This window comes from Psychrobacter sp. 5A.1 (assembly GCF_030407455.1).
Taxonomy (GTDB): domain Bacteria; phylum Pseudomonadota; class Gammaproteobacteria; order Pseudomonadales; family Moraxellaceae; genus Psychrobacter.
In genome coordinates, this window is the sequence record NZ_JASDDJ010000006.1 from 24,416 (window position 1) to 39,602 (window position 15,187).

Below are 15,187 nucleotides of genomic sequence, written 5' to 3' on the forward strand. Positions count from 1 at the left end.
ATAAGATTTATAGCATTAAAAAATTATAAATCTTAACCTATTAGTAACAATCGTTTAATATCCTTGCTAGACAGCAAACAAATGTAACCAACAGAAGGCAGTATTAACTATAACACCACTATTTTTCTGTTGACTTATTGTAATTTGTGAAAAATATTCTAGAGTGTGTCATCATTTAGATTGTGGGGCTTAACATGAGAAAAACTGCAGTCAAACAAGGAAGCACTCGCCGTAAATATGAACATATTGATAAGATTTCTGACGATGTTTGACAAAATTTAGCCATGTTAAGGCCGTTTAGAGAATGATCGGTTGAATTGAGGACACCCCTAGTAATCATGGTTTTTTGTTCACTTAAATCATCCACTTTTGCCAATTTTGACCGTAGATTTTAAGCAAGAGATTTACATTTATTAACTTATTGTTGCGTATTTGATGAATAACTATAGGGTTAGGTTGGCTATACTGACTGCGATGTTAACGAATAGTGAAGTTAATGAATGTTGACACGAGTTTTAATAGAACAATAAACATAGATAGTCATAACTTTAATAACGACTAAAAATAATGACTCAAACAATTGGAGATAATAATGAATAAAACAATGCTTGCAAGTGCACTATTATGTGGTTCAGCTTTAGCAATGACTGGTTGCCAAACCGTAGAAAGCCAGATGCAAACAGGTAATCCTTTGGCGCAACCAACGCTAAAATCAACTATCAACACGGTAGATGGTGACAAAAAAGAAGTCGGCCAAGTCTTCTTACGTCCAGTTGATGGCGGTGTACAGGTTTATGGCAAGCTCACAAACCTACAACCAGGCAGAACTGTCTCATTGCATATCCACGAGACAGGCAGCTGTGATGTGATGGGTAAAGCAGCAGGTGGTCACTTTAATCCAGACAACAAACCACACGCTAATCCAGACGATATGAATGGCCATGCAGGTGATTTACCGACTTTAACCGCCAACGAAGAGGGTGTTGCTACTGTCAATTATGTGAATAAGAAAATTGCAGCGACTGAAGCAGGTAAATACAGCGTAAATCGCTTGGCCTTTATCGTGCATGCGGGCGTCGATGACTATACCAGTCAGCCTTCAGGTAATGCAGGCGATCGTATTGGTTGCGGTATCATTGTAAAAAACTAATACTGTCCCAACCTATGAACTTAAGCTAAGTCTAAAAACATAAATATGGCTTAAAAGAAATATTATGAGCACAAAAAAAACCCTCTTATAATTTAAGAGGGTTTTTTATTATCGATAGAAAAATATTTATTCTTCTACCCACTCGCCTTTACGCCAGTAAACACCCCAACGCGTGGCTTTACCATTCTTTTCAGAGCCGATGTACTGCTCTTTTTTCTTACGTGACCAACGTAAAATCGTTGCGTTGCCTTCAGGATCTTCGTCTGGGCCTTCGAACAGATACTGGAACTTGTCTTCCATCTTATCTTTTATTTCGCGTAGTTCAGCAAGCTTTGGCGCACGAGTCTCGCGCACTTTTGGAAACTTAGAAGCTGCCAAGAACATCCCAGCTGCGCCTTCACGCAAGATGAAATAGTCTTCATGTTTGACCGATTTCAGCTCTGGTAAGTGAATCGGATCCATACGCGGTGGTGCTGCTTCACCTGTTTTTAGTACTTTACGCGTATTGTCACATTTCTGACAAGCGAAGTAAGGACCAAAACGTCCCGTCTTCAGCTCCATCTGTCCATCACATTTATTACAATCGATGGTAGGGGCATCTGAACCCGGTACTTCGAACTTGCCTTCTTCTAGAATATAGCCGTCGCAGTCAGGGTTGTTACCGCAAATGTGCAGCTTTAGACCACCATCCACGATATAGCCGTTCATCGCTGTACCACATTTCGGACAGCGTTTTTTCTCCATCAAATCTTTGACTTCGGCCGCTTCGTCTTCTTCACCTTCAGCATCATCGAGATTGGCGAAAGCTTCGACTGGCATTAAGTTTTTAGTGCCTTTACAGCGCTCTTTCGGTGGTAAATTATAACCAGTACAGCCTAAAAATACGCCTGTTGAGCCTGTACGCAGCTGCATTGGACGGTCGCAAATATCGCAATGCACGTCTGGTACATCGGTCGGATCATTCGGGCGCATGCCGTCTTTTTCTTTGGCACGATCAAGCGTGGTTTTAAACTCACCATAGAAATTATCAAGCACATCTTTCCAGTCTTGCTCACCCTCTGCGACATGATCTAGCTTGTCTTCTAATGCGGCAGTGAACGTATAATCCATCAAGTCTGGGAAGCTGGCCGTCAATCTATCGGTGACGATATCGCCCATTTTTTCGGCAAACAGACGCTTATTCTCAAGCTTCACATAGCCACGATCTTGAATGGTTGAGATGATTGAAGCATAAGTCGATGGACGACCAATGCCTTTTTTCTCAAGCTCTTTTACTAAACTGGCTTCGGTATAACGAGGCGCAGGCTTGGTAAAATGCTGGCTGGGATCTAGCTTATCTAGATTTAACTTATCGCCTTTTTTGACATCGGGCAGTAAGGTGTCATCAGTCTTGGCTGGTGGCATCACTCTCGTAAAGCCATCAAATACCATGGTACGACCACGCGCTTTTAGCTCGACATCATCAGCACCTACAAACAAATTCACTGACAGATATTTGGCTGGTAACATTTGGCATGCCACAAACTGACGCCAAATCAGCTCATATAAACGTATCGCATCACGTTCCACCCCTTTGAGCTGCGTTGACTTCATATTGACATTAGAGGGACGAATGGCTTCATGCGCCTCTTGTGCGCCTTGCTTATTGCCATAAAAGTTTGGTTTTTCTGGCACATATTTTGCGCCATAGCTGTCTTCGATATGTCCACGAACAGCCGCAAGCGCATCACCAGATAAGAACGTCGAATCGGTACGCATATAAGTAATATGACCCGCTTCATATAGACGCTGAGCCAAAATCATGGTCTTTTTGACAGAAAATCCTAAGCGCGTACTGGCGGCTTGTTGCAATGTTGAGGTGATAAATGGCGCACTAGGACGTGACTGTGTTGGTTTTTCTTCACGTTCTTTAACGATAAAGTCATTTGCATTAAGGATGGCTAGTACTTTATCAGTCTGCTCTTTATTCACCAACTTAAGCGTCTTGCCACCTTGCTTGGTCGCTTCTAGGCGTATACCAATTTGCTCAGCGTCTGAGGTTTTTTTGGCGGTGCTATTGGCGATATGCGTGTCTGCATGAATCTGCCAGTACTCTTCTGGAATAAAGGCGCGAATCTCATGCTCACGCTCGACCACCAAACGCATGGCAACAGATTGAACACGGCCAGCTGACAAACCACGCGCCACTTTTTGCCACAGTAGTGGCGATACCATAAAGCCAACAACACGGTCTAAGAATCGACGAGCTTGCTGCGCGTTCACGCGGTCAATATCCAGTTTAGAAGGTTGCTTAAACGCATTTTGGATGGCTGATTTGGTAATCTCATTGAAAACCACACGCTCATACTTACTATCAGCACCGCCGATGACTTCTTTTAGATGCCAAGCGATTGCTTCCCCTTCTCTATCCATATCCGTTGCCAGATAGATTTTGTCAGCATCTTTGGCTAAGGCTTTTAGCTCTTTGATGACTTTGGTTTTGTTTGGCAGTACTTCATAGACTGCCGCCCAATTATGTTCTGGGTCAATACCCATGCGCCGTACCAATGCTTGCTGGGTTTTTTCTTCTTTGCTTAAACTGTCATCTTTTTTAGTTGTTGTTGGTTTTTTCGCACTCTTACTGGCGCCCACTGGTAGATCACGGACATGACCAATACTAGAGCGTACGATAAAGTCATCGCCAAGATATTTGTTAATCGTTTTTGCCTTGGCGGGTGATTCTACAATCACCAAAGACTTGCCTTTCGGACTGTCAGCAGCCGGAGCTGGACTTTTTTTGGTTGCGGTTTTTGCCATATTTGACGACACCATTATTATATGAGTAAATTAAAAGTAAAAATAAATACAGCAGCATGACAATTTATAATCGTTAGTTATAATAGCGCGGCGAATTATTGTCGTAATAGCGGCTCACAAAAACGTTTATAAAACAAACAATAACCATAAGATAAAGAGTGAGTTATAAAGACGTTACACTGCTAAGCATTAAACTGTCAACTGCAAATGACGGTGAGTGCGCCAAAAGTGCTTGCATATTGCGTATTAATGGAGATTAAAAACAATTTTCTATCTTGTCGTGTTTTTTTGCATCTCTAATACCCATTGTTCAAGCTGTTTTTTGAGCACCAATAAATCTGCTTCAATCAATTTTTGCTGATAAGTAGGATTGGTCGATGGACGCACATAAGCGATATCCTCCCAATAAATAACGATGCTATTTGCCTTGGTCAATAATCCTTTGACAAACGGCTCGATACTCACTGGTAAATCTAATGGCACTTTGTCCAAGCTAAAATTGGTTTTTTTGACCGTGGTATCCGCATGACCATAATTGGAACGAATAGCACTTGGGATAGTGAGTTTGGTCGTATCTCTTGTCGTATCAACAAAACTACTATCTGGACGCCACTGACCATCAATCACTTGATAACGTGTATGCGGCAATTGCGTGTCGTCTAGCACTAAGCAATATTGACCCATCATGCCACGGCCATACTCGTTGTCTTTGCCTTTAATCCAATCAGGACAAGCAACCAGCTTTGGATTGAGCTGTAACCGACGCGCCGTCATGCGCAGTTTATCCAAGCGCTGATCGATACCGTTCGGTTTGAGCGCCATCATACTCCCTAATACAAATAGTACAATGATAACGCCGATCAATGTTCCCATGATGGTCTGGCCTTTTGACAAAAGTAAAGTAATGCTAAAAAATATAAATGCTGCAGCGGCTCACTGTATGACAAACAACTATATATAGAAGCTTATAATGAGCGCGAACCATAAAAAATCAAGCGCTGCCTATGAATCATGGCTCAAAAACCGACGCTATGATTCGCTATCTGTTGGTCAGTTATTCTGCCAAATCAGATATTTAGCGCACATAATCAGCTAAATCATCGTCAGAGACAAAAAATTGTCAGATCAAAAAAGTGCTATGATAAACCATAATTTTAAACGCGCGCAGGTTTATTATGAATTATCTTATTAAGTTAAACTCATCGAGCATTCATGATGTGAGCAAACTGACTGGCAAACTCATGAGTAAAGCTGGCATAAGCGTTTCGCTGCTGAGCGCGGTGGTGCTGACCTTATCAGGATGCGCCACAACCCCAATCCTGACACCGCAGCAGTGTCAAAGCAGTCACTGGCAAGACGTCGGCTATACAGACGGCAGCCGTGGCCGCTCAGGGGCTTATTTTGGTCACTACGCCAACAGTTGCTCAAGTGTGGGCGCTGCTATGCCCAATCGTATCCAATGGGAACAAGGGCGTCAGCAAGGTCTCAAAAACTACTGCACTGAGCTGACCGCTTATAAGCTCGGTCGCGAAGGTTATGAGTGGCAAGCGGTCTGTCCACTAGAAGGCATTGAGAAGTTAGAAGAAGCCTATTCACAAGGGCGCTACTACTATATTCGCCAGCAAGATTTGGATTATCTACGCTCACCTTATCCTTTTGGCTATGGTCACTTTGATCACAGATATCGCCCATTGGGCCATCGCTGGTAAAAAGAAAACCTCACTGAATACTTAATTTGAGGTTTAAGTAGTCAGTGAGGTTGGAGAAAAGTTTATTATTTTAATTGTTCTTATTATTACCGTGATGGTCGTTTTATCAATTGAATCTTTAGGGTCTGTTGAACATTCAAATATTAGGGCTGCTGATTGCTAAAATTGCACCAAATTAGGCGCAAGCCGACGATAATGTCGAGACCTTAACTAGGATTGCAACAACGTTTGGGGTGATTTTAGCATCAGCCTTTCAGGGCAGTACTATTTTCTGCCAATATATGGCGAAATTGTTTAACCTAGAATGACTAGGCGTCAAAAATTTCACTGCATATTGTCTAAAAAATAGTGACTGCCAGCACCACATTTGAATGTTCAACAGACCCTACTTTATTTAGCAAGCATTTTAGGGCGTGTCCTCATTTTAAAAATGGTGATAAAAATGAGATAAATTGCCGTCAAACAAGGAAAATAGTGCAGATAATATCGAGATATTGACCAACTATTTGACGATTTTTGGCAAAATTTAGCTATTTTTAGCCCATTTAAAGGACACTCGTTTGAATTGAGGACACGCCCTAGGGTTGTCATTCAGCTTTTTAAGCTATTCATTCACAAACGCAATTTGGGTCAGTCCTGCTTGGCTAGCAGCGGCCAATACTTGCGCAACTGTATCGTATTTACCTTCTTTATCAGCACGTAACTGTAGCGCAGGGTTTTTACCAGTAGCACCTTGCTGTTGCAAGCGTGTCTCTAGCTCTGCCATGCTAAGTGGTTCGCTGTCCCAAAATATCCCTGCGTCTTTATCAATACTGATTTGAATCGCTTCTGGCGGTGTTTCATTGACCTCTGCACTGGTCTCCGGCAGGTTCAGCGGAACAGTCGGATTAAGAACGGTCGCAGTCAACAAAAAGATAATCATCAAAACCAGCATGACATCGATAAGCGGAATGAGGTTCATCTCATTCATGCCTTGGACGTCGTCTTCACCTAACTGAAATGCCATAATTACTCTCAATATATGCTTGCTATGTGTGCTTAGTCAGTACTTGTCTTCACTGTTTGTTTCATCGTTACTTATACGATGATAGGAAGCACTGTTACCCGCTAAAGGTAACCATCGCTATCCATGATACCGTCTATAACTGCGAAGTAGACACATTACGATACTGTTTATTAGTATTGCTCACTTGGGTGTCAGCTGAGCTTTTCACTGAAGTTACTTGCTCGGTAGGCTGCGTATTCGCTACTGCTTTTATATTCGCAGAATCCGCCAGCAAGTCATGCGCTCTATCATTTGCATGATACATCACACGGCGATTGATACGCACAGCGAGGTTATAAAAGACCACCGCTGGAATAGCCACAGCAATACCCAAGCCTGTCATGATAAGTGCCTCACCGACTGGCCCTGCTACTTGACCCAATCCTGCTTGTCCGCTCGTACCAATATTATGCAGCGCATGAAAAATACCCCATACCGTACCAAACAAACCAATAAACGGTGCAATCGCTGCCGTTGTACCAAGGATAGGCAAACCACGCTCACTAGAAAAGCGATAGCGCCCGATATGCTTGAGCAACGCCTGCTCTATCACTAAGCGACGAGTGGGTGCATCTTGCTCTATCAATCCAGTCTGTTTGGCTTGGATTTGATGAGTCAAATCATCGGCAACCGTCGCCGCCAACTTGCGGCTTTGTAGTACACGAATGATACCCGTCACCCAAGAGATAAGGGATAAAGCGAATAGTACAAAGAACAAGGTTTTGGTCACCATGTCACTATATTGCCAGTATTGCATAAAGTCCATGTCAGACTCCTTCGTCTTTTGTGTTATGGCTTAAGATATCGATCATCATTTTTTACAACTTTAACTCATTACTACATTCAAGGTATTATGTAATTAACAGGCAAAGTAACCAAACCAACCACAGCTACATTATTTTGCATAAATGGATGAAATTCTGCGCCATTCATTTTTCTGCTGGCGTTACTATCTAATGCTGAAACACCTGAAGACTTTGCAATACTAACGTCATCAACACGACCTTGTTTATTAACTTTTACTTTTAGTAATACAGTAATCTTATCTCCTGGTTTTCCGAACCGCTTAGCTTTACTCTGAGCGTTTTTAGGAAAGTCAAAATAAGGTGTACTTTTCCATCGGGCAGCAGCAGAACTGAAGGTTACTGGCTCATTGCTTGCAGCAGCAGCTGCTTCCGCGTCTTTTGCGGCTTGTGCAGCAGCGGCATCAGCGGCGGCTTTAGCATTAGCTATCTCTTGAGCTTTTTTGGCAGCAGCGGCATCTTTTATTGCTTGGGCTTGCTGTTGAGCTAATAATGCATCTCTTCTTGCTTGTTCCGCTTGCGCTGCCAATATTTTAAGCTGATCATCAGCCACTTGCGTCTTACGAGTTTTTTGAGGTGTAGTTTTTTGTTTAGCAGGTGGTGGCGTGAACTCAGCAGGCTTAGGCTTTTCAGCTTGTTTCGCTTTCGGCTTATCTACTGGTTGCTTCTTCTGCACAACTTTAGGCTTGGGCGAAGCAACTGGCTTCGCTTTTGGCTTAGGCTTAGGCTTAACCTCTCTGACTGGCTCTGGAGCTTCTTTCAGATTTATCTCTTCAATCTCCACAGGTGGCGGAGGCGGTGGAGGCGTAACCAGCTTGATCTCAATAGGCGGCGTTTCTTTTTTTGGCTCAGGTTTGATTTCAGGAGGTTTGACCATCGCTAATGCAACCGCTGCCAGCACATGCAGCCCCACGACCGCAACAATGGCCAGCAATATCGATTTCAGTGGTGGCGCGCCTAAATCCGTTGAACTCATAACAGCCTAATGTTAATTAACCGAGGTAGAATGGTGTAGATAATAATGCAAACGATAATTATTATCAATAATAATTTACAATATTTTCTCTACTTAACACATTTGTGATACCCAGTTTACTAAGCTACTTTGCCAATCAAAACATCGACTCTAGAGCCTATCCTTTTGCAACGCTTTGAGTCGTTGTTGTCGACCTTTCCACCACAGATATACACCCGTCCCTGACAGCACCGCCACGGCCAAACCTACCAATACTAAAAATATTTGATACAGTACATGCCCGATGCCTTGGCTGATATGCCCCATATGTAAGGTCGATAGCCATTGATCGGTTTTGCTACCAAATGAGGCGCTTTGATAACCAAAATTTACGCGCTCAATGTTGCCTGTTGCGGCATCGATAGTAATGGATGAAGCACCGCCTTTTTTACCGATGTCTCTATCCGTTTTAAAACGCATCTGCCATTGTTGGTCTGCGTCTACCCAGCGTATGCCCAATAGCTCACGTACTGTCATACCTTTACTTTGCGCGGCAATATGAGCTTGCTCACTCAAATATGCAATGCTATTGGCTTTGTTGACTGCTTGAGCCTTTATGATTTCGTTGTTTGCGTCATCACTGACACCTACGTGTTTGCCTTTTATAGTGCTGTCTGCTCCATTTTTTTGTGCCATGGCTTTATTTGGCTCAAGTTTGACGACAGGGCGTCCTTCTATCGAAGCCAGCCCAACGACGGCTTGCATCACAGGACGATAGACTTGTGGTAAGTTGAAGCCGACACTTGACCAAGCAATGACAAATAACATAACCCAAAGCCATAAACCAAAAGCATGATGCAAATCATAATTGAGTTTAAAGGTATTGGTTTTGCGGCGAATCTTCCATGCTGGTCGCCAGCGTTTAAAAAATGAGGCGCGTTTTTTATGAGCGGCTGGTTTGGTTTTATTCGATTTGACCACCCGAGGAAAGGTTAAATAAAAACCGATAAAACAATTGATAGTCCAGATCAGTGATACGATGCCCAAGATCCATTTACCAATATCGCCGAGCAATAAGTCGCGATGCAACCAAAACACCTTCCACATGGTGTTGTGCCATGCCCATGCGTCTTTATCACGCGTGCCAATGATGTCACTGGTATAAGGGTTGACATATACGTCTTGAAATAATGGCTTGGGCTGATTGTCGTCTCCACCTCGGTTTCTATCGACCGAAAATACAACTGATTTATCGGGTGTAATCGACGTGGGCATACTCGAAAACTGGTGCTCAGGATATGTCGTAATGACCTTATCATGCAGCTCAGCAATAGAGAGCAGCGGTGTGCTTTGTGCTTCGATATTGGCCAGCTTGCGATTGAAAATATCATCGAGCTCATGATGAAAGGCCAATAATATACCAGTAATACTGGCAACGATTAAAAAGGCGGCCATAGCAAGCCCAGTATAACGATGAATCCATAGACAGGCTTGGCGAGGTTTGAATGAAATCATTGGTTTTATTTCTTTATTGATTGTTTTAGTAAATGCTCAAAGCTTGGGGTTTTGCCGTCGGTATAATCACATCAAGAGCCTATAGCCTATAGGCAATAAAAAGCCAGCTCCCATGTATAGACAGCTGACTTGATAAATACGATTAAGGTCTGTTGAACATTTTAGAAATGGTGATAAAAATGAGGACACACCTTAGATTAGAACTGATACGTTAAAGACGTTTTGATATTACGGCCCATTTCAAAGTCAGTATAGGTATCATCGACAGAGTTACGTGACGTATGGCTTGCATAAGTCTCGTCAAAGATATTGTATACCCCGAGCGTGGCTTTTAAGCCCTCGATTTGGGTTGGCGTGTAGCTCATAAAGATATCATGGACGTCATAGTTTGGTTTTTCATTGTCATCACCAGCGGTGTTGGGCGTCACAGAGGCGACATAAGTACTGCGCCAGCCAAGCTCGGTGGTGTTGGTTGGTGCATACCCAAGATTGATCATGTATTTGTCACCAGACTCAGAGCCACTGCCACTGACCGAAGAGAGGTTATAACCAGTGTCTTCGCCCTTGCTACGAGCACGGGCATAGCTTAGACCCATATTAAAGTTATCCGTACGATAGTCGGCTGACAGCTCTACCCCTTTGATCTTATAATCTTCGTCTTTATTAATGACACCCTGACAACTGCCACTCAACTGTCCAGTCGCACAGTCTAAACCTGTTCTATTTTTACCAGCGCGTACAAACTCAATATAGTTTTCGATATTGGTTTCAAAGTATTTACCACTTAATCTTAAAGAATCATCCGCCATCGTCAGACCACGCAGAGTGGTGGCAATCCCAACTTCCGCATTGTCACCCTCTTCGACTTTTAGGTCCTTGTTTATATACGTATCAGTGCCGTTGCTATTAAAGATTGTTTGGCTGAGATCTGGACCGTTAAATAACTGAGTGTAGCTCGCAAATAATTGGGTGCGCGGTGCAATTTCATAGCTGGCAGCCAATGCGCCAACGACATTGTCATAAGTCTTGCCAGCCGATACATATTCAGGAGATTCGTAACGATCATAACGGATACCTGGCGTTAGGCTAAGCTTGCCCATTTGCCATTGATCTTCTAGATAGACTGACGTATTGGTCGCCTCATCGCTACTTGCATTGCCAAAGTCTCGCGTCATCTCAGACTCTTTTTTGTAATGCTCAACACCAGCGATAAATTTATGCGTCCCTGTAATTCCATCGATGATACTGCTATCAATCACACTGGTGTTTTGTACTTTGCCGCCTGTGGTTTTGACCTCTGCATCAAACTCAAACCCAGCTTTGCCATCAGAATTACGCAAAATCTGCGTGCTGGTCTGATACACATTGGCATCTACATTGAGCAATTGATTGGCAGGGCCATAAGTGTAATCCAGCGCATAAGTGTCGCGTGTTACTTCCTGCGGGATGATTGGGTTCCAGCTATCAGGACCTGGACTTGCTGGAAAATCTGGACGTAATGGGAATTTTCCTTTGTTTTCGGTACGGCTAAAGCTAGCGCCCACATGATGGTCACTACCGACATAAGCACCCGCTTTCAATAAAATATTTTCGCCTTTGCTGTCTTCGGTTTGAATATTGCGACCATGACCATCTTCACCTGCACTGGCATCGCGCTTACCATAATAAGCAAGCAGGTCAATATCTTCTGTTGGTGCACCATAAACGGTGGCCGAGGTCAAAAGCTCATCATTATTGCTGGCATAGCCTGCATGGATTTTGGCACCTATTTTTTGACCTGGCTTGAGTAAATCGGCGGCATCGACTGTCTCAAAAGCAACCGCACCACCGATGGCGTCATTGCCTAGCATCACCGAATTATTACCAACCGATACCTCTGCTTGTTTTAGCAGATCTGGATCAATGGTGACGTCACCCATATGATAGAACAACGCGCCTTCTTGACGTGCGCCATCAATCGTTACTTTTAGATTGGTATCATCAAGTCCACGCACACGTATACGTTGATTGACCGATGACGTACCACCCACACTGACGCCTGGCACAACGTCTAGAAAATCACTCAAATGGCTCGCTTGTGCAGCTGGGGTATAGTCATCTATATAGACAGATTCTTCTTGCACATTGTCCCGTACCGAGCTATTGGCTGTCACGGTAATGGTCTGCAACGTCGTATTTGGCATGTCTGCTGCCGTAGCAGCACTGGCAGCTTGCGTCCACAATACGGCTGCGACACCCATAGACAATACCGTCAATTGACTAGATAACTTTACTTCACGCATAACACACTCACTTTATTTACTATCAGAAATTAGAATTTTTAGAATGATGTTAAAAAGCTGTCGCTCCACAACTTTTTAAGTATTTTCCCTTAAGACATTTGATCCTTTAACCTATTCGAGCCAATTATACGAATAATAATGTTAATGATAATTATTATCGTTAAAATAACGACAGGCATGATAACGAAGTATTAACAATTTGGCAATAATTAATATAAGGAATTCGTGCCCCAGTATGGGCAAAGGCATCGGTAATAGTGAAAATATGCTCTGATACCATTAAGACGGCCTACATAGGCCTTCAAATAAAGGCAAGCGGTTCTCTATTTCTAAGCCGAGTGACTATCGATGACGCTTATCCCTTGTTTTTTTTGTACTACTGTACTAGAATACTGAAACAAGCCAAGCGTTTGAGCAGCTTGCCTACTTTCTTTGTTTAAGATTAACTATTATGAATACCAATCCTTATCACAGCTTACTGACACACTTGGCAAACTGTAGTGACAGCGCAGATATCGAAAAGCTGCTCAGTGCACTGCTGACGGATAAAGAACAGCACGACATTGCCAATCGTATTCGTATATTTGACTTGCTGGATCGCGGCACCACGCAACGTGACATCTCTGAGCAGCTAGGCGTTGGTATCGCCACTGTCTCACGCGGTGCCAAGGCCATGCAAAGCCATAATCTTAGCGCATTACTGGCGACTCACAGAAAGCATTCTTGAACCAATAATTGCGCTTCTCTTACTTATTAATCGACACACATTTGATGAATTTCGGACTTTGTTATGACATCCACGACTCGTATACAGACCACGCCTGCTCCTATCGATATTCCGAGTAAACCACAACGTATCAAACTCACGCAAGATATTGATTTTTTCGCATTATTCAAACGTATCGAAAGCGCTTTTGACACCTGTTATTTACTCGAATCTTTAGGCGAAGACAGCCATATCTCACGCCATCATGCGATAGGTTTTGATCCTGTCACGACCATCGCCGCATTAGATCGCAACACGCTTGCGATTACCGATAATAAAACCGCTGAAACCAGCCACTATCAAACCGACAACCCTTATCAGTTGCTCCGCACCATAACACCGCAGCATGTCATTGCCCGCGATCAAAGCGGTGGTCTCGTCGGTTATTTGGGTTATGACTGCGTGAACTTCTTTGAGCCAAGTCTTAATGCAAAGGCCAGCGACGACTTTGAACCATTCAAATTTGGCGTGTATCTAGATGGATTGACCCTAGATAAAATGACGGGTGAGATTTTCTATTTTTATTACCCAACCGCGCAGCAAACAAACCGCATCGAGCAAATCAAGGCCCTACTTGATGAGTCAACGCCTAGTTATGAAGCGCCTAAAGTTGAGTTTTTAGGTGATGGTATGAGCCAAGAAGAGCATGCCAATGTCGTCATGCAAGTTAAAGAAGACATCATCGCTGGTCGTATCTTTCAGTGCGAAGTAGGCTTTAAGTCTAAGTATCGCATTACCGGTGACAAGATGCCCATTTATGAAAAACTGCGCGCCGTCAATCCCTCGCCGCACATGTATTTTATGAAATTTGCGCAGCAGTGCATCATTGGCGCTTCTCCTGAGCTGCTATTCCGCTTGCGTCAAGGTGAAATGGAAACTTATCCACTCGCAGGAACTGCCAAGCGCGGTGCCGATGTGATCGAAGATCGCAAACTTGCCCGCGCACTACTCAACGATGAGAAAGAAATTGCCGAGCATAATATGCTGGTTGACTTGCATCGCAACGATATTGGCCGTGTGGCACGATTTGGTACGGTAAAAGTCCGTAGCTTAATGGATATCAAACGTTTCTCACACGTGCAGCATATCTCCTCTGAAATCGTCGGTATCTTGCATCCTAATGAGGATATGTTTAGTGCCCTTGCCAGCAATTTCCCTGCTGGTACTCTATCAGGCGCACCTAAAGTAGAAGCCATCAAAGTGATTAATGAGCTAGAGCCAGATGGTCGCGGTGCTTATGGCGGTGCATTAGGGTCGTTTAATTTCAATGGTGATTGTATCTTTGCTATTCCTATTCGCAGTCTCTTTATCAGTGGCGAGTCTGCCTACTCCCAGACTTGCGGCGGCAACGTTTACGACTCCAATCCAGCCGATGAATACTTAGAGATTCAGCGTAAACTGTCTGCGATGAAAGTCGTATTAGACAGCTTTATGCAGTCGTAATTCGTACCAGCCGTAATCCGTACATTGACCATATTTTACCTAGCACTATTTTTACAGAAGAGTTTATGACCCATGAATGTTTTAATTATCGACAACTACGACTCGTTTACCTTTAATCTCTACCAATATGTGGGCGAGATTTTGCAAACCTTAGACAGTGAGACAGAAGCCAGCGTCATCGTTAAACGCAACAACGAAATCACGCTAGCAGAAGTGCAAGCGATGAATCTTGATAGAATCATCATTTCACCTGGCCCGGGCTCCCCTGATGACCCGACGTACTTTGGTATCTGTAGCGAGGTCATCGAGACACTGGGCAAAACTGTGCCACTACTGGGTGTTTGCTTGGGTATGCAGGGCATCGCCCATGTGTTCGGCGGTGACGTGGTACGTGCCAGCGTACCGATGCATGGCAAGGTCTCATCGATTCGTCATGATGGTGCTGGTATTTATCAAGGTCTGCCACAAGAGCTTGAGATTATGCGCTATCACTCACTGGTCGTAAAAGCCGATACCATCCCAAGCTGCCTCACGATTACCTCCGTGGTCGCCAATGACAGTGGTACTGAGTTGAGCTTTGCTGAATCAGCATTGACTGGTGATGAGATTATGGGATTGGCTCACAAAGACTATCCGATTCAAGGTGTCCAGTTCCATCCTGAGTCGTTTGCCACTGAAGGCGCTAAGCGATTGCTGAGTAACTTCTTGCTGCAGGTATAGAGT

Annotated in this window: 12 protein-coding genes; 5 read left to right on the forward strand and 7 right to left on the reverse strand. The window is 43.7% G+C overall.

Annotated features, from left to right (window positions below; all coding sequences use genetic code 11):
* The first annotated feature begins 592 nt into the window (after positions 1 to 592).
* A complete protein-coding gene (locus QL982_RS02425) occupies positions 593 to 1,150 on the forward strand; it encodes a superoxide dismutase family protein (RefSeq protein ID WP_290190148.1) in 558 nt (185 codons plus the stop codon).
* Positions 1,151 to 1,276: 126 nt separating this feature from the next.
* On the opposite strand, the gene topA is transcribed toward QL982_RS02425, so the two are convergent.
* Positions 1,277 to 3,946: a type I DNA topoisomerase gene (gene topA, locus QL982_RS02430; RefSeq protein WP_290165727.1), complete on the reverse strand. Its 2,670-nt coding sequence runs from the start codon at positions 3,944 to 3,946 to the stop codon at positions 1,277 to 1,279.
* Positions 3,947 to 4,216: 270 nt separating this feature from the next.
* Positions 4,217 to 4,819, reverse strand: a complete 603-nt coding sequence (locus tag QL982_RS02435) for a hypothetical protein (protein ID WP_290165725.1) — start codon at positions 4,817 to 4,819, stop codon at positions 4,217 to 4,219.
* Between the two features lie 302 nt (positions 4,820 to 5,121).
* Here QL982_RS02435 and QL982_RS02440 point away from each other — a divergent pair, with 302 nt between their 5' ends.
* Positions 5,122 to 5,655 carry a DUF2799 domain-containing protein gene (locus tag QL982_RS02440; RefSeq protein WP_290165723.1) on the forward strand — a complete coding sequence of 178 codons (534 nt, stop codon included), beginning with the start codon at positions 5,122 to 5,124 and terminating at the stop codon, positions 5,653 to 5,655.
* Between the two features lie 604 nt (positions 5,656 to 6,259).
* Here QL982_RS02440 and QL982_RS02445 read toward each other — a convergent pair.
* The 5 genes from QL982_RS02445 to QL982_RS02465 form a co-directional block, all read right to left on the reverse strand.
* Positions 6,260 to 6,661: a biopolymer transporter ExbD gene (locus QL982_RS02445; protein ID WP_290164060.1), complete on the reverse strand. Its 402-nt coding sequence runs from the start codon at positions 6,659 to 6,661 to the stop codon at positions 6,260 to 6,262.
* Positions 6,662 to 6,794: 133 nt separating this feature from the next.
* Positions 6,795 to 7,466, reverse strand: a complete 672-nt coding sequence (locus QL982_RS02450; protein ID WP_290164061.1) for a MotA/TolQ/ExbB proton channel family protein — start codon at positions 7,464 to 7,466, stop codon at positions 6,795 to 6,797.
* Between the two features lie 77 nt (positions 7,467 to 7,543).
* Positions 7,544 to 8,479 carry an energy transducer TonB gene (locus QL982_RS02455; protein WP_290164062.1) on the reverse strand — a complete coding sequence of 312 codons (936 nt, stop codon included), beginning with the start codon at positions 8,477 to 8,479 and terminating at the stop codon, positions 7,544 to 7,546.
* 150 nt (positions 8,480 to 8,629) lie between these two features.
* Positions 8,630 to 9,973, reverse strand: a complete 1,344-nt coding sequence (locus QL982_RS02460; protein WP_290190149.1) for a PepSY-associated TM helix domain-containing protein — start codon at positions 9,971 to 9,973, stop codon at positions 8,630 to 8,632.
* Positions 9,974 to 10,170: 197 nt separating this feature from the next.
* Positions 10,171 to 12,255, reverse strand: coding sequence for a TonB-dependent receptor (locus QL982_RS02465; RefSeq protein WP_290164064.1), 2,085 nt, complete (start codon positions 12,253 to 12,255; stop codon positions 10,171 to 10,173).
* A gap of 451 nt (positions 12,256 to 12,706) precedes the next feature.
* Between QL982_RS02465 and QL982_RS02470 the strand changes: the two genes are divergently transcribed.
* From QL982_RS02470 to QL982_RS02480, 3 genes are all read left to right on the forward strand, one after another.
* Positions 12,707 to 12,982, forward strand: coding sequence for a Trp family transcriptional regulator (locus QL982_RS02470; protein WP_290164065.1), 276 nt, complete (start codon positions 12,707 to 12,709; stop codon positions 12,980 to 12,982).
* A gap of 63 nt (positions 12,983 to 13,045) precedes the next feature.
* Positions 13,046 to 14,464 (forward strand): anthranilate synthase component I family protein, encoded by a 1,419-nt coding sequence (locus QL982_RS02475; protein ID WP_290164066.1) that lies wholly within the window; start codon positions 13,046 to 13,048, stop codon positions 14,462 to 14,464.
* Between the two features lie 72 nt (positions 14,465 to 14,536).
* Entirely contained in the window at positions 14,537 to 15,184 is a 648-nt protein-coding gene (locus QL982_RS02480) for an aminodeoxychorismate/anthranilate synthase component II (protein ID WP_290164067.1), read from the forward strand.
* Positions 15,185 to 15,187: the final 3 nt, after the last annotated feature.

Bases quoted from the DNA above. Each gene is read 5' to 3' on its own strand.
- QL982_RS02425 (WP_290190148.1), top strand. From the start codon at position 593: ATGAATAAAACAATGCTTGCAAGTGCACTATTATGTGGTTCAGCTTTA.
- topA (WP_290165727.1), bottom strand. From the start codon at position 3,946: ATGGCAAAAACCGCAACCAAAAAAAGTCCAGCTCCGGCTGCTGACAGT.
- QL982_RS02435 (WP_290165725.1), bottom strand. From the start codon at position 4,819: ATGGGAACATTGATCGGCGTTATCATTGTACTATTTGTATTAGGGAGT.
- QL982_RS02440 (WP_290165723.1), top strand. From the start codon at position 5,122: ATGAATTATCTTATTAAGTTAAACTCATCGAGCATTCATGATGTGAGC.
- QL982_RS02445 (WP_290164060.1), bottom strand. From the start codon at position 6,661: ATGGCATTTCAGTTAGGTGAAGACGACGTCCAAGGCATGAATGAGATG.
- QL982_RS02450 (WP_290164061.1), bottom strand. From the start codon at position 7,466: ATGGACTTTATGCAATACTGGCAATATAGTGACATGGTGACCAAAACC.
- QL982_RS02455 (WP_290164062.1), bottom strand. From the start codon at position 8,479: ATGAGTTCAACGGATTTAGGCGCGCCACCACTGAAATCGATATTGCTG.
- QL982_RS02460 (WP_290190149.1), bottom strand. From the start codon at position 9,973: ATGATTTCATTCAAACCTCGCCAAGCCTGTCTATGGATTCATCGTTAT.
- QL982_RS02465 (WP_290164064.1), bottom strand. From the start codon at position 12,255: ATGCGTGAAGTAAAGTTATCTAGTCAATTGACGGTATTGTCTATGGGT.
- QL982_RS02470 (WP_290164065.1), top strand. From the start codon at position 12,707: ATGAATACCAATCCTTATCACAGCTTACTGACACACTTGGCAAACTGT.
- QL982_RS02475 (WP_290164066.1), top strand. From the start codon at position 13,046: ATGACATCCACGACTCGTATACAGACCACGCCTGCTCCTATCGATATT.
- QL982_RS02480 (WP_290164067.1), top strand. From the start codon at position 14,537: ATGAATGTTTTAATTATCGACAACTACGACTCGTTTACCTTTAATCTC.